The 22490-nt window shown below is 66.9% G+C and carries 25 protein-coding genes and 1 tRNA gene; 15 read left to right on the plus strand and 11 right to left on the minus strand.

Annotated elements, in window-relative coordinates; translation table 11 throughout:
- Nucleotides 1-75: 75 nt before the first annotated feature.
- Nucleotides 76-987, plus strand: coding sequence for a 1,4-dihydroxy-2-naphthoyl-CoA synthase (locus AC1XX3_RS17470; protein WP_483322452.1), 912 nt, complete (start codon nt 76-78; stop codon nt 985-987).
- Between the two features lie 382 nt (nt 988-1369).
- Here AC1XX3_RS17470 and AC1XX3_RS17475 read toward each other — a convergent pair whose 3' ends face one another.
- Nucleotides 1370-1597, minus strand: a complete 228-nt coding sequence (locus AC1XX3_RS17475; protein WP_483322453.1) for a hypothetical protein — start codon at nt 1595-1597, stop codon at nt 1370-1372.
- 130 nt (nt 1598-1727) lie between these two features.
- Between AC1XX3_RS17475 and AC1XX3_RS17480 the strand changes: the two genes are divergently transcribed.
- Nucleotides 1728-2462: a hypothetical protein gene (locus tag AC1XX3_RS17480; protein WP_483322454.1), complete on the plus strand. Its 735-nt coding sequence runs from the start codon at nt 1728-1730 to the stop codon at nt 2460-2462.
- A 175-nt stretch (nt 2463-2637) separates the two neighbouring features.
- Nucleotides 2638-3138 carry an NYN domain-containing protein gene (locus AC1XX3_RS17485; RefSeq protein WP_483322455.1) on the plus strand — a complete coding sequence of 167 codons (501 nt, stop codon included), beginning with the start codon at nt 2638-2640 and terminating at the stop codon, nt 3136-3138.
- 192 nt (nt 3139-3330) lie between these two features.
- On the opposite strand, the gene upp is transcribed toward AC1XX3_RS17485, so the two are convergent.
- Nucleotides 3331-3972, minus strand: a complete 642-nt coding sequence (gene upp / locus AC1XX3_RS17490; RefSeq protein ID WP_483322456.1) for a uracil phosphoribosyltransferase — start codon at nt 3970-3972, stop codon at nt 3331-3333.
- A gap of 127 nt (nt 3973-4099) precedes the next feature.
- Here upp and AC1XX3_RS17495 point away from each other — a divergent pair, with 127 nt between their 5' ends.
- The 4 genes from AC1XX3_RS17495 to AC1XX3_RS17510 all read left to right on the plus strand — a co-directional run bounded on the left by AC1XX3_RS17495 (nt 4100) and on the right by AC1XX3_RS17510 (nt 6081).
- Nucleotides 4100-4768 (plus strand): tRNA adenosine deaminase-associated protein, encoded by a 669-nt coding sequence (locus AC1XX3_RS17495; protein WP_483322457.1) that lies wholly within the window; start codon nt 4100-4102, stop codon nt 4766-4768.
- A gap of 4 nt (nt 4769-4772) precedes the next feature.
- Nucleotides 4773-5234: a tRNA adenosine(34) deaminase TadA gene (gene tadA, locus AC1XX3_RS17500; RefSeq protein ID WP_483322458.1), complete on the plus strand. Its 462-nt coding sequence runs from the start codon at nt 4773-4775 to the stop codon at nt 5232-5234.
- Nucleotides 5235-5320: 86 nt separating this feature from the next.
- Nucleotides 5321-5408, plus strand: a tRNA-Ser gene (locus AC1XX3_RS17505).
- A gap of 103 nt (nt 5409-5511) precedes the next feature.
- Nucleotides 5512-6081 (plus strand): DinB family protein, encoded by a 570-nt coding sequence (locus AC1XX3_RS17510; RefSeq protein WP_483322459.1) that lies wholly within the window; start codon nt 5512-5514, stop codon nt 6079-6081.
- 20 nt (nt 6082-6101) lie between these two features.
- Here AC1XX3_RS17510 and AC1XX3_RS17515 read toward each other — a convergent pair whose 3' ends face one another.
- Entirely contained in the window at nt 6102-6548 is a 447-nt protein-coding gene (locus AC1XX3_RS17515) for a BLUF domain-containing protein (RefSeq protein WP_483322460.1), read from the minus strand.
- Nucleotides 6549-6637: 89 nt separating this feature from the next.
- Between AC1XX3_RS17515 and AC1XX3_RS17520 the strand changes: the two genes are divergently transcribed.
- Complete coding sequence (locus AC1XX3_RS17520; protein WP_483322461.1) at nt 6638-7327, plus strand: maleylpyruvate isomerase family mycothiol-dependent enzyme; 690 nt, start codon at nt 6638-6640, stop codon at nt 7325-7327.
- 77 nt (nt 7328-7404) lie between these two features.
- On the opposite strand, the gene AC1XX3_RS17525 is transcribed toward AC1XX3_RS17520, so the two are convergent.
- The 4 genes from AC1XX3_RS17525 to AC1XX3_RS17540 are packed head-to-tail and all read right to left on the minus strand — an operon-like array spanning nt 7405 to nt 10590.
- Complete coding sequence (locus AC1XX3_RS17525; RefSeq protein ID WP_483322462.1) at nt 7405-8670, minus strand: fatty acid desaturase family protein; 1266 nt, start codon at nt 8668-8670, stop codon at nt 7405-7407.
- Between the two features lie 8 nt (nt 8671-8678).
- Nucleotides 8679-9773, minus strand: coding sequence for a ferredoxin reductase (locus AC1XX3_RS17530; RefSeq protein ID WP_483322463.1), 1095 nt, complete (start codon nt 9771-9773; stop codon nt 8679-8681).
- A gap of 53 nt (nt 9774-9826) precedes the next feature.
- Entirely contained in the window at nt 9827-10171 is a 345-nt protein-coding gene (locus tag AC1XX3_RS17535; protein WP_483322464.1) for a winged helix-turn-helix domain-containing protein, read from the minus strand.
- Nucleotides 10168-10590 carry a hypothetical protein gene (locus AC1XX3_RS17540; RefSeq protein ID WP_483322465.1) on the minus strand — a complete coding sequence of 141 codons (423 nt, stop codon included), beginning with the start codon at nt 10588-10590 and terminating at the stop codon, nt 10168-10170. Before AC1XX3_RS17540 ends, AC1XX3_RS17535 begins: the two co-directional genes overlap by 4 nt.
- 288 nt (nt 10591-10878) lie before the next feature.
- Between AC1XX3_RS17540 and AC1XX3_RS17545 the strand changes: the two genes are divergently transcribed.
- Nucleotides 10879-12390: a potassium/proton antiporter gene (locus tag AC1XX3_RS17545; RefSeq protein ID WP_483322466.1), complete on the plus strand. Its 1512-nt coding sequence runs from the start codon at nt 10879-10881 to the stop codon at nt 12388-12390.
- On the opposite strand, the gene AC1XX3_RS17550 is transcribed toward AC1XX3_RS17545, so the two are convergent.
- The gene (locus AC1XX3_RS17550; protein WP_483322467.1) at nt 12387-12914 is read right to left on the minus strand and encodes a LytR C-terminal domain-containing protein; all 528 of its coding nucleotides are present in this window, start codon (nt 12912-12914) and stop codon (nt 12387-12389) included. The two genes, AC1XX3_RS17545 and AC1XX3_RS17550, sit on opposite strands and share 4 nt — an antisense overlap.
- Nucleotides 12915-12991: 77 nt before the next feature.
- Nucleotides 12992-13285 carry a type II toxin-antitoxin system VapB family antitoxin gene (locus AC1XX3_RS17555; protein ID WP_483322468.1) on the minus strand — a complete coding sequence of 98 codons (294 nt, stop codon included), beginning with the start codon at nt 13283-13285 and terminating at the stop codon, nt 12992-12994.
- 242 nt (nt 13286-13527) lie between these two features.
- Between AC1XX3_RS17555 and AC1XX3_RS17560 the strand changes: the two genes are divergently transcribed.
- Nucleotides 13528-14406: an NAD-dependent epimerase/dehydratase family protein gene (locus tag AC1XX3_RS17560; protein ID WP_483322469.1), complete on the plus strand. Its 879-nt coding sequence runs from the start codon at nt 13528-13530 to the stop codon at nt 14404-14406.
- Between the two features lie 187 nt (nt 14407-14593).
- Here AC1XX3_RS17560 and AC1XX3_RS17565 read toward each other — a convergent pair whose 3' ends face one another.
- Nucleotides 14594-15439, minus strand: a complete 846-nt coding sequence (locus AC1XX3_RS17565) for a phosphotransferase family protein (RefSeq protein ID WP_483322470.1) — start codon at nt 15437-15439, stop codon at nt 14594-14596.
- A gap of 139 nt (nt 15440-15578) precedes the next feature.
- Between AC1XX3_RS17565 and AC1XX3_RS17570 the strand changes: the two genes are divergently transcribed.
- Both AC1XX3_RS17570 and AC1XX3_RS17575 read left to right on the plus strand, forming a co-directional pair.
- Entirely contained in the window at nt 15579-16298 is a 720-nt protein-coding gene (locus AC1XX3_RS17570; protein ID WP_483322471.1) for an SDR family NAD(P)-dependent oxidoreductase, read from the plus strand.
- A 47-nt stretch (nt 16299-16345) separates the two neighbouring features.
- Nucleotides 16346-17191 carry an aldose epimerase family protein gene (locus AC1XX3_RS17575; protein WP_483322472.1) on the plus strand — a complete coding sequence of 282 codons (846 nt, stop codon included), beginning with the start codon at nt 16346-16348 and terminating at the stop codon, nt 17189-17191.
- Here the strand turns inward: AC1XX3_RS17575 and AC1XX3_RS17580 are convergent.
- Nucleotides 17150-18196: a lactonase family protein gene (locus AC1XX3_RS17580; protein ID WP_483322473.1), complete on the minus strand. Its 1047-nt coding sequence runs from the start codon at nt 18194-18196 to the stop codon at nt 17150-17152. The two genes, AC1XX3_RS17575 and AC1XX3_RS17580, sit on opposite strands and share 42 nt — an antisense overlap.
- A 180-nt stretch (nt 18197-18376) precedes the next feature.
- Between AC1XX3_RS17580 and AC1XX3_RS17585 the strand changes: the two genes are divergently transcribed.
- From AC1XX3_RS17585 to AC1XX3_RS17595, 3 genes are all read left to right on the plus strand, one after another.
- The gene (locus tag AC1XX3_RS17585) at nt 18377-19294 is read left to right on the plus strand and encodes a dihydrodipicolinate synthase family protein (protein ID WP_483322474.1); all 918 of its coding nucleotides are present in this window, start codon (nt 18377-18379) and stop codon (nt 19292-19294) included.
- A gap of 88 nt (nt 19295-19382) precedes the next feature.
- Complete coding sequence (locus tag AC1XX3_RS17590; RefSeq protein WP_483322475.1) at nt 19383-20189, plus strand: IclR family transcriptional regulator; 807 nt, start codon at nt 19383-19385, stop codon at nt 20187-20189.
- A gap of 322 nt (nt 20190-20511) precedes the next feature.
- Nucleotides 20512-22479 carry an ABC transporter substrate-binding protein gene (locus AC1XX3_RS17595; RefSeq protein ID WP_483322476.1) on the plus strand — a complete coding sequence of 656 codons (1968 nt, stop codon included), beginning with the start codon at nt 20512-20514 and terminating at the stop codon, nt 22477-22479.
- Nucleotides 22480-22490 lie beyond the last annotated feature (11 nt).

Here is a 22490-nt window from a genome sequence, read left to right on the forward strand (position 1 = left end):
GGGCAGCCGCCACCGAGGCACGAGACCACCCTGGCGCCGACGAGGCGGCCCGGAAGCATTCGCTACCGTGTCCAGGTGAGCGACAACCCTGCCGACCAGCCCTTCGACGAGACCGCCTGGACGGTGGTGCCGGGCTTCGACTTCACCGACATCACCTACCACCGGGCGGTCGACGCGCCGGTGGTCCGGATCGCCTTCGACCGGCCCGAGGTCCGCAACGCCTTCCGGCCGCACACCGTCGACGAGCTCTATCGGGCGCTCGACCACGCGCGGATGAGCTCCGACGTGGGCTGCATCCTGCTCACCGGCAACGGACCCTCCGCCAAGGACGGTGGCTGGGCCTTCTGCAGTGGGGGCGACCAGCGGATCCGTGGCCGGGCGGGCTATCAGTACGCCACCGGTGAGCAGGCGGACACCGTCGACCCGGCGGCGCTGGGCCGACTGCACATCCTCGAGGTGCAGCGGCTGATCCGGTTCATGCCCAAGGTGGTCATCGCCTTGGTGAACGGCTGGGCCGCGGGCGGTGGCCACAGTCTGCACGTGGTCTGCGACCTCACCCTGGCTAGTGCTGAGCACGGCCGGTTCAAGCAGACCGACGCCGACGTCGGCTCCTTCGACGGGGGCTTCGGCTCGGCGTACCTCGCCCGGCAGGTGGGCCAGAAGTTCGCCCGCGAGATCTTCTTCCTGGGTGACGTCTACACCGCCGAGGACGCCTATCGGATGGGCATGGTCAACCGGGTCGTGCCGCACGCCGAGCTGGAGCGGGTGGGGCTGGAGTGGGGCCGCAAGATCTGTGCCAAGAGCCCGACCGCGCAACGGATGCTCAAGTTCGCGTTCAACGCCATCGATGACGGCCTGGTCGGTCAGCAGGTGTTCGCCGGCGAGACGACCCGGCTGGCGTACATGACCAACGAGGCCGTGGAGGGTCGCGACGCATTCTTGGAGAAGCGGCCGCCGAACTGGGCCGACTTCCCGTACTACTACTGAGCCAGCTGCTCATCTGCGCGAGCCATGCGCGGTCTTAGGTCGAAAAGTCTATGTCTGGCCCACGGCAGATAGTGGGCAGAAATTTGACGGTACCGCCGACCCCTTGACCGTCGCGGACTGTGGATGCGCTGGGCCTGACCGTGACCCCAGTCCACGCGTAGGGGATCACCCGCCACCCAGCAGCCGTGAACAGGAAGGGGGATTGCGCAGCGGTCATCGGCCGATGCTCCCGCTTGTTAGTTCACCGGAACGCTATCGAAAGCGCTGCTGGTGGGAGCAGACGCTTCTGCTGTCATCCGTTCGGACAAGATCGAGCAGCTCGTGGCCTCGCCGCGCGAGAAGCTTTGATGCCGTGCGCCCTGTACGAGCGCTGAGGTTGGTGTCACATCCTCTGAAGTCGGTGATCGGCTCTCTCGACCCTCTCGACGTCGTCGACAGGCCACGGCACAGCGTGTGCGCTGTCGCGGCCCTCAAGCGTCGCCCAAACCACTTCAAAGGAATGTCCTTCCTCGATGCCGCTTGTCGCGGTGGCGTCGAGGATCTGACCCAACGCGTCGTGAACGCGAAGGCGATCGCCGGGGCGAATCGTGTTCATCATCGATGTGTTCATGCGTCCATCCTGCCTGTGTAAATCCTTGCGGTACAGGGCCCTACCCGAGAATCTGCGGTCGATGTAGATCTGGCAAACCTTGCGGTTACATGAGTCTTGCCATAAGGTTTACACAAACCGAGAGGTAGTCATGACTGAAACCGTCGACGCGAGCAAGGCTGTTGCCAAGCCGCCGTACATTTCGTTCAAGAGCTTGTTGAACCTGTGGGACCGCTTGGCGACCGATGGTTTCCCCGCGCGCATCGACAAGAGCTTCCTCGAGAGCACGGCCGGTGGCTACGCGACCGTTGTGATCGCGAGCCTGCGATGGCTGGGATACCTTCACGAAGACGGCCGGCCGACAGCCGCACTTAAGGAGATAGTGACATCGCCCGAGGGACAGCGTCGGTTGCTTCTTGGCGAGGCGCTCAAGCAGCGTTACCCCGGCCTTGAGGCTGCAGCCCAGGCGAATGAGACTCAGGCTCAGTTCCTTGAGTACTTCGCGAACACCTGGGGGCTCGGAGGGGACACGCGGCGTAAGGCGGTCGCTTTTTACCTGGGAGCGGCCAAGTGGGCGGGTGTCGGCACGGGTTCGCTCTGGAAGACGCCGGCGAGCGGCACGTCAGGTCCCCGACGTTCGTCGAATGGCAAGTTGCCTCAGGCTGAGCCTCCGGCGGTTGAAGCGACTGTCCCGCCCCAGGCGACTGCCGATCCGTTGGTAGACGGCCTCAGCACGGCCTTGCGCGGTGTACTCGAGCGCTTGCCAAAGTTCGGCCAGACGTGGACGAGCCGCGAACGCGACATGTTCAAGCGGAGTTTCGACAACGTCCTTGAATGGGACTACCCCGTCTCCGATGGCGTGAACAGTGGGGCTGGTGATGAGTAGTTCGGGGACGCCCTCATCGCCGCGTGCCCGGGTGTACATAGATGGGTTCAATCTCTACTACGGGGCGCTGAAGGGGACGCCCAACAAGTGGCTCGATCTCGAGGCCTGGTGTGCGCGGCTCCTGCCCGGATACTCAGTGAAACAGATCTTATACTGCACGGCTCGCGTCCACGCTATGCCGACGAATCCCGGCGTGGACGTCCGCCAGCAGGCATATCTTCGGGCATTGGCGACATTGCCCAAGGTGGTGGTACTCGAAGGCATATTCAAGGCGAACCACACCAGAGCTGTCCGTCGGCCTGAGTCAAATTGTGCCTGTTGCCAACTGGCTCCTCCCGGCTGCACGTGCTGTTCCGCCGCGACCGTGCCGATCATCAAGACCGAGGAGAAGGGCTCGGACGTCAATTTGGCGGTCGCGGTAGTACGAGACGGCTTCCAAGACCTCTACGACGCTGCGGTTATCATCAGCGAGGACAGCGACCTGCAGGGGGCAGTCGACATCGTCCGCGGGGAGCTGAGCAAGCAAGTCATCATCGTGACGCCGCGAAATCGGCGGCACCCGCCGCTAGTGGGCGACACCCGACGTCAGGTCCGGCCGGCGGCGCTCGCGGCCTGTCAGTTCCCCCCGGTGCTGACTGATGTGCATGGCGCGATCAGTCGCCCGGGTTCCTGGTAGTCAACCAAAACAAAGAACCGGACCCGTAGGTCCGGTTCTGGTCCTGGCCGCCGAGACGTGCCAAGCAGGTGACTGAATACTGCCACGAAGCGGGGCGGCACACAAGTTAACGCATGTAAAGATGTCAAGGCCGCGCTCATTAGGCCGTGCGTGGCTCCCGCGTTCCCGTACTACTGAGAGGCTGTCACGCCCTCAGTCGGCCACACCATAGAGCCGGTCGCCGGCGTCGCCCAGCCCGGGCACGATGTAACCCAGCTCGTTGAGCCGCTCATCGACAGCGGCGGTGACCAGGATGCAGGGGACCCCCAGGTTCTCCAGCAGATGGGTCAGCCGGTCGATCCCCTCGGGCGCGGCCAGCAGGCAGATGCAGGTGATGTGGTCAGCCCCACGGTCGACCAGGAACTTGACGGCGGCGGCCAGGGTGCCACCGGTGGCCAGCATCGGGTCCAGCACGTAGCACTGCCGCCCGGACAGGTCGTCGGGCAGCCGCTCGGCGTAGGTGGATGCCTCCAGCGTCTGCTCGTTGCGGACCATGCCGACGAAGCCAACCTCCGCGGTCGGGATCAGCCGGGTCATCCCCTCCAGCATCCCCAGTCCGGCCCGCAGGATGGGCACCACCAGGGGCCGCGGCGGGGACAGCTTGACCCCGTGGGCCTCACTCACCGGAGTCTGCACGGTGTGCGGACTGACTCGGACCTCACGGGTCGCCTCGTACGCCAACAGCGTCACCAATTCCTCGGTGAGCCGGCGAAACGTCGGGGAATCCGTCCGCTCGTCGCGCAGGGTGGTCAGCTTGTGAGCGACCAGCGGATGGTCGACGATGCAGAGTTCCACCAGGAAACCGTAGCGACTTCCGGGCGCTGTGGATATCGGTGTCGTGTCGGGTGGGAAACTCTGACACGATAGTTGGGCTCCGACGCGATGATCGGGGCACGATGGGCTGTGGTGTGGAGGAGCGATCATGACGGACTTCGACGATGACGATTACGAGTCCTTCGATCTGGACGACTCCGCTGGCGACGGTGCGGTCGGCCAGGACCGGGGCGAGCCGATCCCCGTGGTCGCCCCGCGCTCAGCTGTCGCCAGCCAGGGCGACGATGACGACGACGACGATGACGATGATGATGACGACGACGACCTGGAGGACGCGGCCGAGGACGAGATCGACTTCGTTCTCGCGGCCTACCGGGAGGATGGCCAGCCCCAGGTCCAGGCGCTGAACAAGGATCTGGCCAACGATCTGGAGGACCTCGTGCGCCAGTTGCGCCGACTCCCCGGCGACGCCGGCGCGATCGGTTTCGTCAGCTTGGTGGAGGAGGTCTTCGTGATCGCCCGGGTCCGGGGGCAGCACGTCCAGGTGCTGCTGTCGGATGGTGCTGCGGCGGCCGACTGGCCGATCGCCCGCGACGTCGCCGACTATCTCGGGGCGGACATCCCCGACCCGGACGAGGACAGCGACCCGATGGGGGACCTCGGCATCTTCGCCGACCTCGGCATGAGCGACTTCGACATGGCCACCCTCGTGGACGACCTCGATCTGGGCAGCGACCAGATGGTGATGGCGATCGCCGACAAGATCATGAGCGGCTCCCAGTTCCGCAAGGTGGCCGAGGCCGAGTTCCGGTCCTGAGCCGATGCCCAGTGTCTGGGACCCGGCGATGCGGACGGCCCTCGAGTACGCCCGGCGGGCCGAGCAGCACGGCGACGTGCCGATCGGCGCCGTGCTGCTCGACCCGGCCGGTTCCGTCGTCGCCGCCGCGGGCAACGAGCGCGAGCTGACCGGCGACCCGACGGCGCACGCCGAAGTGCTGGTGCTGCGTCGCGGGGCCGAGGCGGCCGGCGAGTGGCGCCTCGACGGGCACACCCTGGTGGTCACCCTCGAGCCGTGCACCATGTGCGCCGGCGCCTTGGTGTTGGCCCGCGTGCAGCGGGTGGTGTTCGGCGCCTACGACCCGAAGGCCGGTGCGATCGCGTCACTGTGGGATGTGGTGCGCGACCGCCGGCTGAACCACCGGGTCGACGTCAGCGGCGGCATCCTCGAGGCCGAGTGCGGTCAGCTGCTGGTCGACTTCTTCACCGGCCACCGCGACGGCTGACCGTACGCCTGAGCGCGGTGCCCGCGGCCGGGTCCGCACCGACGCCGGATTCGCTCCGGCCGCCCCGAGCGGGTAATCTCTCCCGCGGTGGCGTGTCTGAGCGGCCTAAAGAGCGCGCCTCGAAAGCGCGTGAGGGTAAAACCTCCGAGGGTTCAAATCCCTCCGCCACCGCCAGCGCGATCCGAACTGGCTCGCCGCAGCAGAGCCCGTCCCGCACCGCGGGGCGGGCTCTGTTAACGATTGGCACGAGCGCGCCGGGTCGTCCATGATGAGCGGCATGTCGACCTCATCTCGTCCCTCGCCTGCTTCGTATGACGGCCGGTGGTTGCCGGCCGCCGACGACCCCCGGACAGAGGTGTACACCCACGGTGAGCTGGAGACCCTTCAGAGCTATCTGGCCGACTATCGACTGACCCTCCAGCTGAAGTGTGACGGTCTGTCGCCGGAGCAGTTGGCGACCCGCTCGGTGCCGCCGTCGAACCTGTCGCTGCTCGGGCTGATCCGGCATCTCGCCGCCGTGGAGCACTCCTGGTTCCGCCGGGTGATGGGCGGTCAGTCCGACCTGCCGCGGCTCTGGGGCAAGGACCAGAACAACCAGGCCGACTTCCTTGACGCGGTGGGGACGCAGGAGTGCGTCGACGCGGCGTTCGAGAGCCTGCGGGCCGAGATCGCGTACGCGGAGAAGGTCGTGCAGGAGGCGCCCACCCTGGACGTCCCCGGCCAGCTCGGGGACGGTCAAGAGATCGAGCTGCGCCAGGTGCTGGTGCACATGATCGAGGAGTACGCCCGGCACTGCGGGCACGCCGACCTGCTGCGCGAGTGCATCGACGGCCGCACCGGCCAGTAGGCCGCCGGGCCCGACTCGACCTACGGACGTCGGTAGCCGAGCCCGGTCGCGCGCTGGTCCTTGAACACCAGCAACAGCTGCTGTGCCAGCGAAGGGTCGGAGCCGAACGCCTCAGCGGTGAGCGGCGTGTTCAGGAACGCGCTGAAGCCCGGGTTGGACTCCTCATCGACGCCCTGGAGATCCTGGAACGCCATCGACCAGGAGGCGAACTGCCGTTCCGGCTCCTCGCCGTCCCAGATCGTGATGATCCCGTGGTGGCGCGGGTCCTGCTGGATGCGGTCGAACACCGCAGTGACCGCTGACTTGTCGCCTTCCAGGACCTGCATCAGGTTCCCGTCCCGATAGAGCAGCATCCCCGAGACATCGGCTGCGGCGTTGCGGCGCCTGCTCGTCGCCAGGATGTCCTCGAGGTCGGCGCGGGACAACATGTTGGTCGCCGAGCTGACGTAGGTGAGGGAGTAGACCATGCCCGGCAGCCTAGTGGCCCGGGTTCGCCGCGGGGGAGATCTGGTCGGCAGGCCGATGAGAACGGGCCGCGGCGCCGGTCATATCAGCCATGACCCTCAATGCCGGCCCCGACCGGAAGAAGCGACAGCGAACGGCCCGGTGGGGTGGCGTCGCCATGGTGGGTGATGTCGCTGCCGAACGACTCGACCTGGCCGAGCTGCTCGAAACACTCGAGGCCCGGGAGTGGGCGACGCCGTCGCTGTGCCCGGGCTGGACGGTCCGTGATGTCGTCGCCCACCTGACCCTGGCCGATCGGGAGTTCGCGGCGACGGCACTGCGGATCGCCCGAGCCCGCGGCGACTTCGACCGGGTGACCGCGGAGCGGGCCCGCGAACGGGCCGGTCGGTTTGGCCCCGACGAGCTGGTGGCCCAGCTGCGCGAGACCGCGGCACGACCCCGACGGTTTCCGCTGAGCAGCGCCCTCGACCCGCTCACCGACATCCTGGTGCACGGACAAGACATCGCCCGACCGCTCGGGCGGCAGCGAGCCATGCCGCTCGACCGGGTGGTGCCGGTGTTGCAGCATGTCTTCACCAGCATCTTCTACGGCACCCGCAAGCGGTTCGCCGGCCTGCGGTTCACCGCCACCGACGCCAGCTTCTCGACCGGCACCGGCGCGCTGGAGGTCCGTGGACCCGCCGGCGAGCTGCTGCTGTTGGCCGTCGGACGCCCGGTGGAGGAGTCGCGGCTGTCCGGCGGCGGTGTGGCCGAGCTGGCTACTCGGCTGCGGTCGGACTGATCGGCGGTCCTGCGCTCGCCGGAGCAGGACCTCACTGGACGCTCCCGGCCCTTGTGGCGGCGAGCCGCTGCTTGCGCTCAGGCAGTCATGACCTGGGGGCGGCGCAGCTTGAGCTTGGAGCGTACGGTCGACTTCACCGTGTCCTTGAGCGAGAAGTCGTTCGGCAGCGACAGCTTGATGACCTGCTTCCAGGCGGAGGCGACCTGCTTCGGCAGCGAGCCACTGGTGTAGCTCAGGCCGTAGCGGGTGCAGATCTCCTGGATCCGCGGGGCGATCTCGCCGTAGCGGTTGCTCGGCAGGTCGGGGAAGAGGTGGTGCTCCACCTGATGGGACAGGTTCCCAGTCATGATGTGCATCGCCTTGCTGCCGGAGATGTTCGCGGAGCCGATCATCTGCCGCAGGTACCACTCGCCGCGGGTCTCGTTCTCGATCGACTCCTTGGCGAAGGTCTCCACCCCCTCCGGGAAGTGACCGCACATGATCACCGAGTGCGACCACAGGTTGCGGATCAGGTTGGCCGTCAGGTTGGCGGTCAGCGTGTGCACGGCGGAAGGACCGGACAGCAGCGGGTGCAGCAGATAGTCCTTGCGCATCTGCTTGCCGATCTTGCGCACGACCTTCTTGGCGTCCTCGCGGAATCTCACCTGGTCGCCGCGGCCGCGAAGGTGCTTGCCCAGCTCCAGGTCGTACGCCGCGATGCCGTACTCGAAGACGCAGGCGTTGATGAAGTTCCACAGCGGCTGACCGAGATACATCGGCACCCACCGCTGGTCCTCGTCGACCCGCATGATCCCGTAGCCGAGGTCGTTGTCGCGGCCGAGCACGTTGGTGTAGGTGTGGTGCAGCTCGTTGTGCGACCGCTTCCACAGCTCCGCGGGCGAGGCGTGGTCCCACTCCCAGGCCTGCGAGTGGATCTTGGGGTCGCGCATCCAGTCCCACTGGCCGTGCAGGACGTTGTGGCCGATCTCCATGTTCTCGAGGATCTTGGCCACCGCCAGGCCCGCTGTGCCCACGAACCAGGCGGGCGGGAAGAGGGAGAACAGCAACACAGCGCGGCTGCTCAGCTCGAGCTTGCGCTGGACGTCGATCACCTTGCGGATGTAGGCCGCGTCGGCTTCGCCGCGGTCGTCGAGGACCTCTTGGCGCAGCGCATCGAGCTCGCGGGCGAAGGCCTCGACCTGCTCGGCCGTGAGGTGCGCGGTGGGGTCGGGCTTGCCCGACCGCTTCGGTACGTGGTGGCGCTCGGTGGTGGTGACCGACAGTCGGCTGTTGACGGCCTTGGCCGCCCGGCTCGGTGCTGCGGAATCAGCAGCGGCGTCTGTCGGGTGTGCGGTGGTGGTCATCGTTCCTCCTACAGGTCGATCGAACAGCTGCCGGCGGCCGCCGACACACAGGTCTGGATTCGGACGCCGTCGCCTTCGGCGGCGATGGTGAGCTCGCCGCTGCGCAGGTCACGGACGGCGCCTTCGCGCAGTGGTACGACACAGCCGAAGCAGATGCCCATCCGGCATCCGGACGGCATCAAGACACCGGCGTCCTCGCCGGCGTCCAGGAGCGGGGTGGCGCCATCGGCCTCGACCACGACCCCTTGCTGGGCGAACGTGACGGTGCCGCCCTCGCCGGCGGCGATGACCACCGGCCGGAAGCGCTCGGTATGCAGCCGGTCCGCCACGCCTGCGGCGTCCCAGTGGGTCTCCAAGGCGTCGAGAAGGCCGGTGGGTCCGCACGCCCAGGTGTCGCGTTCGCGCCAGTCGGGGACAAGCTCGTCGAGCTCGCTCGGGACGAGGATGCCGTGCCTGCTGGTATGGCGCTCGAGCAACCGGATCCGCCCGTCCTCGGCCCAGTCGCGCAGCTGGCGACCGAAGATGACGTCGGACTCGGTCGGCGCGGAGTGCACGACGACCACGTCGGTCAGCTCGGGCAGATGGCTGCGGAGCATCCCCATCACCGGGGTGATACCGCTGCCGGCCGTGACGAACAGGACGCGGGCGGGCGGCTGGTCGGGCAGCACGAAGTCGCCGACGGCCTGGTCGAGGTGGATCAGTGCGCCCGGCTGGAGCTGCCGCACGACATGGTTGCTGACCTTGCCGTCGGGGATGGCCTTGACGGTGATGGTGAGCAGCCCGTCGTCGGCGGTGCGGGCCGAGGTGATCGAGTACGCCCGCCAGTTGCGGACACCGTGCACGTCCAGCCCGATCCGGATGTACTGTCCGGGCCGATGGCCGCGCCAGCCGCGGCCGGGCTTGATCGCCACCGTGACGGCGTCCGGAGTCTCGGGAGACACAGAGACGACCCGCCCGCGCAGCTCCGCGCCGGAGCGCAGCGGAGCAACGATGTCGAGATAGTCAGCGGGCACCAGCGGGGTGGTGACCGACTCGGCCAGGCGTGCCGCGGCCCGGAGCAGGCGGCGGCCCGGATGGGCTCGTCGTGCGGCGGTCAGACTCACTACTACAGCGTAACCTACGCAAGCGTAGGTTCAAGCGAGGGCTGCCCGGCGGGTCAGGGCGACGTGGTGCGCCGCGAGCGGGCGACGAGCTGTTCGAGTGCGTCGAGATAGCTCTCGAATGCCGCGCGCCCCGGCTCGGTGAGTCGCACCGACGTGCTCCGCCGAGCGCCACGGTTCTTGACCACCTCGACATAGCCGACCTCCTCCAATGCTTTGAGCTGCTTCGACAGCGCCGAATCGGTGGTGGCGATGGTGTCTCGCAGGAACGAGAAGGTCACCCAGTCGGCCGGCGCGAGCAAGGACAAGATGCTCAACCGGGCCTGGGTATGGAGAAACTCGTCAAGCGGAGGTGCGCCGGTGGCCGCCACCGGGGTGGCATCCGGTTCCGTCGCGGTCATGCCCGGCGGCTCGCCGCAGCGCGGGCCTGGATCGGTCGACCCAGCAGGATGACCGTGAGTGCAGCAGCCACGGCGCCGAACGTGTTCGGCAGCGGCAGGTCTGCTCCGCGGAGGACGAACTGGACGGCGATATCGGCCAGCAGCGCGACGACGAACGTGGCCGCCAGGGCGGCACTCCAGCCTGGCGACGGCTTGGTGCGCAGCTTGACCATGGTGCGTCCGACGGTCGCCGCTGCGGCGATGACGATCACGCCCACCAGCCAGATCATGTCGAAGTCGATGGCCAGCCCGTAGGCGACGAAGGCCCCGGCCCCGCCGAGCAGCATCCGCCACGACCAGGGTGCACTGCCTGCGGCGATGCTCTGTTCCTGTCGGCGATGGGCTTCGGTCAGGGCCTGCTGAGCATCCTGGGCGTCCATGGGGACTTCCTCTCCTTGAAGGATTGAACTTTCCTGTGAGGAAACCTACTACGTACTTTCCTGTGGGGCAAGTTGCGCCGGTGGCCCCAGTGCCCGGTCGAGGAGCCCACGTCCGCCAGCGGGCTCTCGCGTCCGACTGGCGACCGTTGCAGGATGGGGTAGCCACACCTTGCGGCACCGACCATGCCGATCCGGCGTACGTATCACAGGCGTCACCTTGCTGAAGCATTCCACCGCTACTCTGAGCCGCCTGCCGCAGCATGTGCCGGACCCGAAAGGATGGCCCGCATGATCGATCTCGACGGCATCCTCCTGGTGAGCGCCGTCGTGCTGATCGCGGCCATCCTGGCTGCTCGGCTCGGTGCCCGGATCGGGCTTCCGTCGCTGCTTCTCTTCCTCGGCCTCGGCATGGTGTTGGGCGACTCCGGGCTGGGGGTGCGCTTCTCCGACGCGGACCTGGCGCGCGCCCTCGGCTTCGGGGCGTTGGTCCTCATCCTGGCCGAAGGCGGTCTCACCACCCGCTGGAGCGACATCAAGCCGTCGGTCGGCATGGCCGGCGTGCTGGCCACCGTCGGCGTCGGCACCAGCGTGGGGCTGATGACCCTGTTCGGCTTCTACGTCTTGGATCTGGACCTGTGGGTCGCCGTGCTGCTCGGTGCCGTCACCTCGCCCACTGACGCGGCTGCCGTGTTCGCCGTGCTGAGGCGTGTTCCCATCCCGCACCGGCTCCGCGGGGCGCTGGAAGCGGAGTCCGGACTCAACGATGCTCCGACCGTGCTGCTGGTGGTCGTCGCCAGCGCTGCAGCGACCGGTCAAGCCTCTGGCGGGGTGCCGGAGCTGATCGGGTTGATCGTCATCGAGCTGGCCTTCGGTCTGCTGATCGGCGTAGCGCTGGGGTGGCTCGGCGTCCAGCTGCTGCGCCGCGTGGCGTTGCCGTCCTCGGGTCTGTATCCCCTGGCCGCTCTCGTCTGGGCGGTATTCACCTACGCCGCTGCGGCCAGCGTCCACGCCAGTGGCTTCGCTGCCGTGTATGTCTGTGCGCTGCTCCTCGGTAACTCCCAGCTGCCGCACCGCGCGGCGACCCGCTCCTTCGTCGAGGGGATCGGCTGGATCGCACAGATCGGGCTGTTCGTCATGCTCGGGCTGCTGGCCACGCCATCGCGCGTCACCGCCCAGGCTGTGGTCGTGGCCCTGGTCGCCGGCGCCTTCTTGACCTTCGTCGCCCGACCGTTGTCGGTCTACGTCAGCACCGTGTGGTTCAAGGTGCCCTGGCGCGAGCAGGCCTTCTTGTCCTGGGCCGGTTTGCGCGGGGCGGTGCCCATCGTGCTGGCCACCATCCCGCTCTCCGACGACATCGTCAACTCCAGCTATCTGTTCGACGTGGTGCTGGTCTTCGTGGTGGTGTTCACCTGCCTGCAGGCGCCGACCCTGCCCGTCGTGGCCCGGCTGCTCGGCCTGGCCGAGGACGACAGGGCCCGCGAAGTCGAGGTCGAGGCGGCTCCCTTGGACCGGATCGCCGCGGATCTGCTCCAGGTGCGGATCCCGCCGAAGTCACGGCTCAACGGTGTGGAGATCGGTGAGCTCCGGCTGCCGCAGCACACGGCGGTCTCGCTGATCATCCGTGACGGGACCCCGTTCGTGCCGTTGCCCCGGGACCGGATCCGTACCGGTGACGAGATGTTGATCGTCGCCCCGACCGGGCAGCGGGCCCTGACCGAGGAACGATTGCGGGTCCTGGGTCGCGGCGGCCGGCTGGCGCGCTGGCGTGGGGATCGCCCGGCACCGGAGGACCGGCGCTAGTTCCCCAGTTCCGGGCTGGCGGTCGACGACGGCGGCAGGCAGACGGTCGACGTCTTCACGGCCAGGGTCGTCTTGGCCTTCTTGTTGAAACCGGCGTACTTGTTGCCGACCAGCACGTCGACAGTGTGGTCGGGGCGCTTGTCGGCGCGTACCTCGGCGTCTTTGAAGAAGCTCTTGACCAACAGCACCTCGGGGTCCTTCGCCCCAGCGCCGACGATCACGGTCTTCTGGATCTTCTCCTCGGTGTTCGTGCTGCGCTGGATCTTGAACCCACGCTCACGCAGCAACCGGGCGACATCGCCGGCCAGCCCGCGCTTGGTTCCGCCGTTGAAGACGCTGACCACGACCTGGTCGGATTTCAGCTGTCCCTTGGCGACGGTCTGCTGAACGCACGGTTCCGGTGGCAGCGGCGGCACGGTGGCGATCACGTTGTTCCAGCCCCACCAGGCGCCGTAGCAGAGCACGGCCAACAAGACCAGCAGGGTCAGTGGCGTCCGCAGAATGCGGAAGACGCGACCAATCACGGCCGTGCTCCTTTCCGGAAGGTCGGGCGGACGCCGCTGGGGCCTGACAGTGCGCGTGAGCCTACCCGAGGGATCGGTTACTTCAGCTCGAGCACACGCGCGTGCATGGTCTGTCTTTGCTGCAACGCGGCCCGCAGCGCGCGGTGCAGGCCATCCTCCAGATACAGCTCGCCCCGCCAGGACACGACATGGGCGAACAGGTCGCCGTAGAAGGTGGAGTCCTCCTCCAGCAGCGCCTCGAGGTCCAGCGTCCGCTTGGTGGTCACGAGCTGGTCCAAGCGCACCTGGTGCGGGGCGATGCTGGCCCACTGCTTCTGCACGTAGCCATGGTCTGGGTACGGGCGTACGTCACCGACGCGCTTGAAAATCACTGGATCACTCTAGTCAAGAAACGCCGGTCACCCGTGCACCGCCAAGTTACGATTTGGCACGCCGACGTGCCACGCCTGTCTGGCGCCGTGCACCAGTCGGACCCGGCGGATCGTCGTGGACCGGGTGGTGGCCTCCATCGTCGGCACATCGTTGGAGCAGAACCACCCAGCGGTGTACTCACCCGAGACGCACAGTAGAAGACCTACACAGAGAAGAGGGACACGCGGTGACGACAGGATCGATGAGCCGGCCGAACGAGGAGCGCGTGCTGGTCACCGGCGTCGCCGGGCGGCTCGGGACGGCCGTGGTCGCCGACCTGGTCGCTGCCGGTTACGCGGTGGTCGGCGTCGACCGGGTGGACCCCCAGCAGTGGCCGGACGGGCTGTCCTTCCATCGTCTGGACGGACATGACCTCACCGGGCTGCGTCACGCCGTCCGGGACTGCACAGCTGTTGTCCACCTCGCGGCCCTCCCGACACCCACGATGGCGCCACCCACCGAGACTTTCGTCAACAACACCCGCGCCACCTTCACCGTCCTCCAGGCCGCGGCGGAGGCGGGGGTCACCGCCGTCGCGCTGGCGTCCAGCGGCTCGGCGTACGGGACCGCGTGGTCGCCGGAGCCGACGACGTTCGACTACGTACCGGTGGACGAGGATCATCCGATGCGCAACGCCGATCCGTACGGGCTGTCCAAGGAGGTCGACGAGCGCACCGCGGAGATGTTCGTCCGGCAGACCGGGATGAGTGTCGCTGCGCTGCGGTTCCACTGGATCACCACCCGCGAGGAGCAGCTGGCAGCAGTCCCGGACGCAGATTCCGAGCAGGACCGCGACTGGGCCGCCGAGCTGCGTGGGATGTGGGGCTATGTCGACCTGCTGGATGCTGCCCGGGCGTGCCGGCTCGCGATCGAGGCGGCTCGGCGCCAGCCGTATGGGTTCGTCCCGATGAACATCGTGGCGGCCGACACGCTGCGGCGAGAAGACACCAAGGATCTATTGGCCGCGCATGCCCCGCAGACTCAGGTCCGGGCCGACTTGCCGGGGAACGCCGGCTGCTTTTCGATCCAGCGGGCGGCCGAGGTCATCGGCTGGGTGCCGCGGCGAACGTGGCGCGCTTGAGGGGCGGGTCAAGCAGCCGTGCGGACGAAGAGGAGTGACTAGAGAAGTCGCGGTCGATGTTCACATCACACCCTCCAGCTTGTGCCGGAATCTCCCGCAGCGACTCGGGTTGGCCGCCGAGGTCGCCACGGGTACGACCTCAGCGGCGGTGCGACCTGCTGAGCGGGGAACTAAATCTCGGCTGCGGTCATCGCGGCGGCTCCTGCCACCTAGCGACGATTTGTTCGAGTGCTGCCGGCTCGGCGTCCAAGGCGTCGACCACCTCCTCCAAGTGGTGCGCTACGACGGCTGCGTTGACGTCAAGGTGATCGCCACCCAGCACCTCGTACTGCATGGCGACCCGATCGAGCAGGTCGAGGGAGTCACCCGCCAAGTAGCGCAGATCCGCGACCGGCGGACCGAGCTCGACACAGGAGAAGTCCCACACGCCCGCCAGCGCCCCGGTCGGCCCTGCGAGAACGAGGTTCCCGAAGTGAAAGTCGTTGTGCAGAACCTGGTGAGCCACATCAGTCTGCTCTGTGGCGACCATCTCGGCAGAGGCCAACAGCGCAGCGACCGCCTTCCGCGTCGCTTGGGGTACGGCGCTCCATCGGGCGACCACACGGTCTATCCCATCGTGGAGGTGCTGCGTGGGGAGCTGTAGCTGTTCGGCCTCCTCGGCGGTCAGGGCCCGGTGCATGGCCAGCAGGAAACCCGCCAACGAGGCGGCGAGCGCGTCTTTCGATGCTGCTGGCGCGTCTCGATATGTGTCGACCTCGAAGTCGGATCCGACCAGCTTTCGGTAGGCCGCGAAGGGTCGGCGCTGCCCGACCCGCTCCACCCGTGGAATCGGTACTGGGAGGCGGCCGTCGAGGCGCACCAGAACAGCCAGTTCCCGCTCGAAGGCGACATGCGGTCTCGGGAACCGCACGATCCAACCGTCTGTGGTCTCGAGCACGACGCTCTCGCAGCCTGACCGCAAGACTGCGCCCGCCAGATCGACACTGTTGTCCAACTCTTCCTGTGCAGCGGCGATCAGGGAGTCGCGGTCCAACTGCATCTCCGCAGCGTACGCCTCGGCGCTTCGGGTATGGCGGAGTCGTGTTGCGCTTCCCGCGTTCGCCTTCGTGTGATATCTCTATCTGGAAGTCCATTTCATCGAATGAAAGATTTCCGGTGTATGTCTCGCCGCCTTGGGCCTCGGCGAACTCCACCCGAACGCGAAGGAGAAGCTCTTGCCAAGAACAGCACTCGTCACCGGCGCAGCAAGCGGACTCGGGCAGGCCTGCGCTGAGCGACTCGCAAGAGATGGGTATCGCGTGGTTACCGTAGACATCGCCTCCGGTGCCGACTACACCGCGGACGTCTCGGACCCAGAGCAGGTCGCGGCTCTCTCGGCCGAGGTGGGGCTGGCCAGCGTGCTGGTGAACAGCGCCGGAATCGTTGGCCCCAATAAGCCTTTCTGGGAGCTCGAGGACCAGGAGTGGTTGCAGACCTTCGCCGTCAACATCCATGGCACGTTCAACCTGTGCCGCGCCTTTGCTCCAGCCATGATCGACGCTGGCTGGGGACGGATCGTCAACATCGCCAGCATCGCGGGCAAGGACGGGAACCCCAATCTCGCTGCTTATTCGGCCTCGAAGGCGAGCGTGATCGGTCTCACCAAGTCAATCGGCAAGGAGCTCGCCACCACCGGCGTGCTGGTCAACGCGATCGCGCCGGCGGTGATTGAGACCCCGATGAACGCGGCGACTCATCCCGATGTGCTCGCCTCGCTGGTGAGCAAGATCCCGATGCAACGACTGGGCCTGGCCAGTGAGGTAGCTGCCCTGGTGTCTTGGCTGTCGTCCGCTGAGTGCAGCTTCTCGACGGGAGCTGTGTATGACATCAGCGGTGGACGTGCTACCTACTGAGCCGTGGGTTTTCGGGTGCTTCGCTTGAAAGGTCGTCGGTCTCACAGATGAGTGGTGGCTCGGGAAAGGTGACGCTGGCGAGTGGTCGCGCGCGGGCTGTGTTCGACGCCGACCGGGGTGGCCGGCTGACCTCGCTCGTCGTGGCCGGTCTCGAGCTCATCGGGGGAAGCGAGCCGGTCGGCTCCGCCCCGGCCAGCTTCTTCTCCGGGTGCTTCTGGATGGCGCCCTACCCTGGAACGCTGGTCGGCGGGCAGGTCCGCTGGGCGGGACGTTCGTGGTCGGTCCCGCGGAACACCGGTCAGCACGCTGCACACGGCCTGGTCTACGACCGTCAGTGGCAGGTTGCTGAGCACAGCGAGCGAGAGCTGCGGCTGGCGGTCATGATGCCCGCGGAATGGCCGTTCGGTGGCTCAGCCAGCCTGACGGCAGCTCTCGACGACGAGAGTCTGACCCTGCGTCTCGCCGTCAGCGCCGAGACCCCTTCGCCGGCTGCCGTGGGGTTTCACCCGTGGTTCCGCCGCCGCCTCGAAGGCGATGACGACGACGTCATGATCATCTTCGAGCCATCCGCCCGGCTGCCCGCCGGCGTCGGCCTGGCGGGCGCGACGAGCGATCTCGGGCGGAGGCCGTGGGACGACGTCTTCACCGGTCTCGCCGAGACGCCGCGACTGCGGTGGCCCAGTCTCGAGCTCGCCGTCGAAAGCGATACGCCGTACTGGATCTTGTGCGAGACCTTTCCGGGCGGCGTCTGCGTGGAGCCACTCAGTGCAGCGCCCAATACGATCGGTCTCGATGCCGACGCTGTCGCACGTCCGGACCAGCCGGTCGAGCTGGTGATGAGGCTGGTCTGGTCAGTTCGCGATCATGGTCAGCCAAGCCGGCCGAGGGAGTGAGACGCTGTCGGCGAAGGTCAACGAACCATCGGCTGATCTCGACCAGATCGTGACTTGATCTGAGCGCTGGCAGGCCACAAGCAGAAGCGGGCCGGACAGGCACAGGTGCTGGGGCCACTGGCCCTGGCTGTGAACCTCGTCGATGGCCGTCAGAGTGCTGTCCCCGACCTGGAGTGCGGCCACCGTGTTGTAGCCGCGGTTGGCCACGTACACGACGGTCCCGTCGGTCGTGATGTCGCTGGCAAAGCTCTCGGCGGCGTCGTCGCGGAGGTCGGTCCGCCAACTGCTCGGAGCCACAGCCGTGACAGTGATGGAACCGTTGCTGCGATCGATCCGGCCGAGGATCACGGTGTTGTCCAGCTCACCCGAGATCGCTACCTGGTCGTTCGGCATCATCACCAGGTGACGAGGCCCGGACCCGGCCGGCATGGCGGAGACCTGGATCGGGCGCAACCGCCCGGACCGGCGGTCGAGGTGAAAGCTGACCACCGCGTCGCCGCCGAGGTCGGTCACCAGCAGCAATTCCTCATCGAGAAAGGTGACGTGGTGGGTGTGCGAGTGACGCTGGCGATCGGCGTGGGAGCCTTCGCCGGCCAGGGTCTCCAGCCAGCTCGGCACGCCAGGTCGTCCCGCGCCATCGAGCGGATAGACGGCCAACGATCCGGTGCCGTAGTTGGTGACGACCAGGAAGGTCCCGCCAGGGCTCACGGCCAGGTGACACGGCACCGTTCCGTAGGAGGGGACATCAGCGAGCGTCTGCCACTGTTGATCACCCGCTGCCCAGCAGAACACCCGGCCTTCGGGACCCATGGTCAGTCCGTACGCCACCGGGAGACGCGGGTGCCAGACCAAGGCCGCCACACCCTGCCGCTCGGACAACTCTGAGACCAGCGATGCGGCCGAACCGAGCTGCTGGACGGTGCCGGCGCGATCGTCGGTGGCCAGGGTGCCGACCAGGACAGCGGGGAGTGGGCCTGGGCCTGGGCCTAGGGACAGTGACGACATGATCTCCTGCTTCGGGGTGGTCTGTCAGACAATGGAAGAGTCTTCCACCCCTTCAGTGACTGGGTCAATCACGCCGGGGTACTGGCTAGACGCCACCCATCACCGGTGATTGCCGTCGTGGTTTCACTGTGCGTAAGATGCTGTTAGACAGTGGAATCAGAAACTTGGAGTGCGAACGTAATGACTGCCATCGAAGGTGTCCTCCCCGTCATCTCGACGCCTTTTGACACCGCCTGGAACTTGGACCGTCGGGCGCTGAAGAAGGAGATCGACTGGCTGGTCGGCCAGCAGGTCGATGGTGTGACCATCGCGATGGTGTCGGAAGTCTTGCGGCTCACCCACGAGGAGCGCAAGCAGCTCACCGAAGAGGTGGCCACAGCACTGGACGGGCGCGGCACCTTGATCGTGTCGGTGGGTGGCGAGTCGACCGACCAGGCCCTCAGCCTGGTCGCGCACGCGCTCTCCTCTGGTGCGGACGCGATCATGGCGAACCCCCCGCTGACCGTCTCATCATTGTCGGACGACCAGCTGATGTCCTACTTCTGCGCCATTGCCGAGGCTTCCGGCGACACTCCCTTGATCGTCCAGGATGCGTCCGGATACATCGGAACGCCGCTCAGCCTGGAAAGCCTGGCCGGTCTCTGTGCCCGGTATGGCGGAACCAAGGTGCAGTTCAAGCCTGAGGCTGAGCCATTGGGCTCTCGGTTGACCGCGCTGCTGGAACTGACGGACGGCATGGCGCGGGTGTTCGAGGGAAGCGGTGGCCTGGCCCTGGTCGACAACTACCAGCGCGGCATCGTCGGCTCCATGCCCGGCCCCGACATGGTGTGGGCCATCGTGCCACTGTGGCAGGCGCTGGTGCGCAAGGACTGGGAGACGGCCTACCGTGTGCAGGAAGGACTGAGCCCGGTGTTGAGCCTCGTCACCACGCTGGACTCGTACGTGGCGCTGGAGAAGCACCTCCTGCATCGCCAGGGTGTGTTCGACAGCGAGCGTCAACGTCAGCCGGTCGGGTTCGTCCTCGACGACCAGACCCGCGACGAGTTCGACCGGCTGGTGGACCGGCTGGCAGCGATCGTGGGGCACCGGCTCGAGTGATGAGCCCCGCTGTGCACCATCCACATCGGAAGGCGGCGTCAGTGACGTGTCGGCTGTGCCGCGGTCGACCGGAAGGTAGCGTAGAGACGTGACGACTCAACGACACGACGTGAAGGCACCTTCCAGTCTGAACGGGCTTGACCGGATCGTCGCGGTCCTCGACGCACTCAACTCGGCTCCAGGTGCCACGCTCGCGGCGGTGGCCCGGATCACCGGACTGAGCGAACCCACCACCCACCGCTATCTCGCGGCCTTGCGCGAGCACCGACTGGTCACCCGCGATCCCGACTCCGGCACCTACACGCTGGGGATCAAGCTCTTCGAGCTCGGTCACAGCGCGCTGCGGGCGCAGGATCCGCGCAGTGTCGCTCGGCCGTACTTGGAGTCGCTGCGCGACCAGTTCGGCGAAACCTCCGTTCTGGCGGTCCACGAGGACTCCCGCTTGGTGGTCACTGCTGCCGTGCGGGGCTCGCACGACGTGGCGAAGGGCGCCAAAGTGGGCGAGCAGGACTACTGGCACTCCACCTCCCTCGGCAAATCCATCCTGGCCGAGCTCGAACCGGCGCAGGTGCGGACCATCCTGGCCAAAGCCGATCTCACCCGGTTCACCAACCGAACCATGACCGACGCCGACGAGATTCTCGGTTCGCTGCGTCGCGTCCGCGCCGATGGCTTCGCCATGGACGATGAGGAGAGCGAGGTCGGCCTCCGCTGTGTCGGTGCGGTTGTCCATGACGCTCACGGTGCTCCGACGTACGCCATCAGCGTCAGCGGTCCGACCTATCGGATCACCCTGGACGCGGTGTCGGGGATCGCGACGGCGGTACGCACAGCGGCGGCCGGGATCTCGCGTGAGCTCGGGTGGACAGACGCGCCGGCGGTCGACGGGTCCTGAGCGACCCTCGGCGCGCACCCCTTTTCGCTCCTGATGGGTGTGGCGCCGCCTGGTGGGCGCCTTCCTTTCTAGGGCTGTGCGCGCCAATGCGACGCACGTAACCACTGCGGTAGCGCTATCCATTCCGTGACAGCCCGGCCGATTCAGACCATCATCCGGCGCGGCGTGACCAGCGCCACAGCAAGGACTCGCACCTCGATATGTCTGACGTATTGACGCCACTCATCTCCAACGCTTAAATACTCGTGTAAATGAAACACCCTTGCGCTGGATGAAAGACCTGTTCCGGTGGCTCAGGGGCCGAGCGATTTGGAGCAGTCACATGACGTCATCACCGTTTAGCCGCCGTAGCTTGCTGGGTCTTGGCGCGGGGGCACTGGCTGCCACCTCGCTCGGAGGACTCACCGCGTGCAGCGGCAGCCCTACCCCCAGCCCGACACCGCCCACCGGCGGCGCCGGCGCCGGCGCCGATGTTCTCGAGGCGCCGATGTTGACCGAGCAGGTCAAGGCCGGAAAGCTTCCCGAGCTGGCCGAGCGCCTGCCGAAGAACCCGATGGTCCAGGAGCTGGTGAAGGGCCCCGGTACGTACGGCGGCACCATCCGCACCGCCCAGGTCTCGGCGCTGCAGGAGCAGATCCCGAACATGTACGCCTCCTACGGTCTGCTGGAGTGGAACATCCTCGGCAACGACGGCGTCCCCAGCCTGGCCGAGTCGGTCGAGCCGAATGACGACAACACGGTGTTCACGATCACGCTGCGCGAGGGTCTCAAGTGGTCCGACGGTGAACCCCTCACCAACGCCGACATCCTGTTCGCCCTGAAGGACGTCATCCAGAACAAGACGCTGAACCCTGCGGCACCCAGCTGGTTCCGCAATGCCGACGGGTCGGACCCCAAGGTGGAGGAGAAGGACGGCAAGGTCGTGGTGACCTTCGCCAACTCGTTCGCGCTGTTCCGCAAGTACCTGTACATGCCGTTCCTGGCGACCCAGCCGATCAAGCCGAAGCACTACCTGCAGGCGTTCCACCCCGATCACACCGACAAGGCCAAGGTCGTGGCCGCGGCCAAGAAGGCAGGCTTCGACACGTGGGACCAGCTGTTCATGGCCCGGGACAACCGGTGGTTGAACAAGGATCTTCCCACCGCTGCCGCCTATGTGCTCAAGACGGCCGCCGACGGCCAGAGCGGCACGGCCGAGCTGGAGCGGAACCCGTACTACTACAAGACCGATCCCGACGGTCGTCAGCTGCCCTACATCGACAAGGTCCAGGCTCAGATCCTCGAGCCCGAGACGCTCAACCTCCGCGCCGCGGGCGGCGAGCTCGACGTGCAGGGTCTGTCACTGTCCTTCGCCAGCACCGGTCTGCTGCAGGAGAGCGCGGATGCCAAGGGCTACCGGGTGGTGCGCTGGAAGCCGGCCTCCAACCAGATCAACATCTTCCCGAACCTGTCGCACAAGGACCCCGCCGTCCGCGAGGTCTTCACCAAGATCGACTTCCGCGCAGCGCTGTCGCACGCCATCAATCGAGACGAGCTGAACTCGCAGCTGCTCGGCGGGGTGGGGACCTACCGCCAGTTCTGCCCGCAGCTTGGTGACGCGTACTACGTCGAAGGGACCGGGAACCGGTTCTTGGAGTTCGATGTGGACAAGGCGAACCAGCTCCTGGACGGGCTGGGCTATGACAAGAAGGACAGCAAGGGGATCCGGCTGCGTCCCGACGGCAAGCCGTTGGACTTCGTCGTCTTGTTCGTCGAGGCGAACAGCACCGCTCAGGTGTCCGACGTCCTCGAGTACGTCGCCAACTCGTGGGAGAAGATCGGCGTCAAGCTCACACTGAAGGCAGTGGACAACACGCTGTACTACGAGCTGCTGCCGGCCAACGAGTACGACATGATCCAGTACTCGGGTCACATGCTCGACTGGGACATGGAACCGATCTGGTTCTCCCCGACCGCCTCCCAGTTCCGGACCGCCCCTGCCTACGGCGAGTGGTGTGCCACTGGAGGCAAGAGCGGGATGGAGCCCACCCAGGAGTTCAAGGACCTGTGGGACCGCTGGACCGAGCTGTCCCAGGCGCCCACCGACGAGAAGCGGATTGCCATCGGGCAGGAAATCTCCAAGCAGTGGGACGAGCAGGTCTACGTCCTCGGCCTGATCGATGTCCCGTTCCGGCCCATCGTGGTGAGCAAGAAGCTCCAAAACGTCCGGGAGGACGACAAGGCGATCTTGGTGTACTTCCATGGCTTTGACGGGGAGACGCGGCCAGAGCAGCTGTACTACGCGTCCTGATTCCGAGGATC

It is taken from the genome of Microlunatus sp. M237, assembly GCF_056896895.1.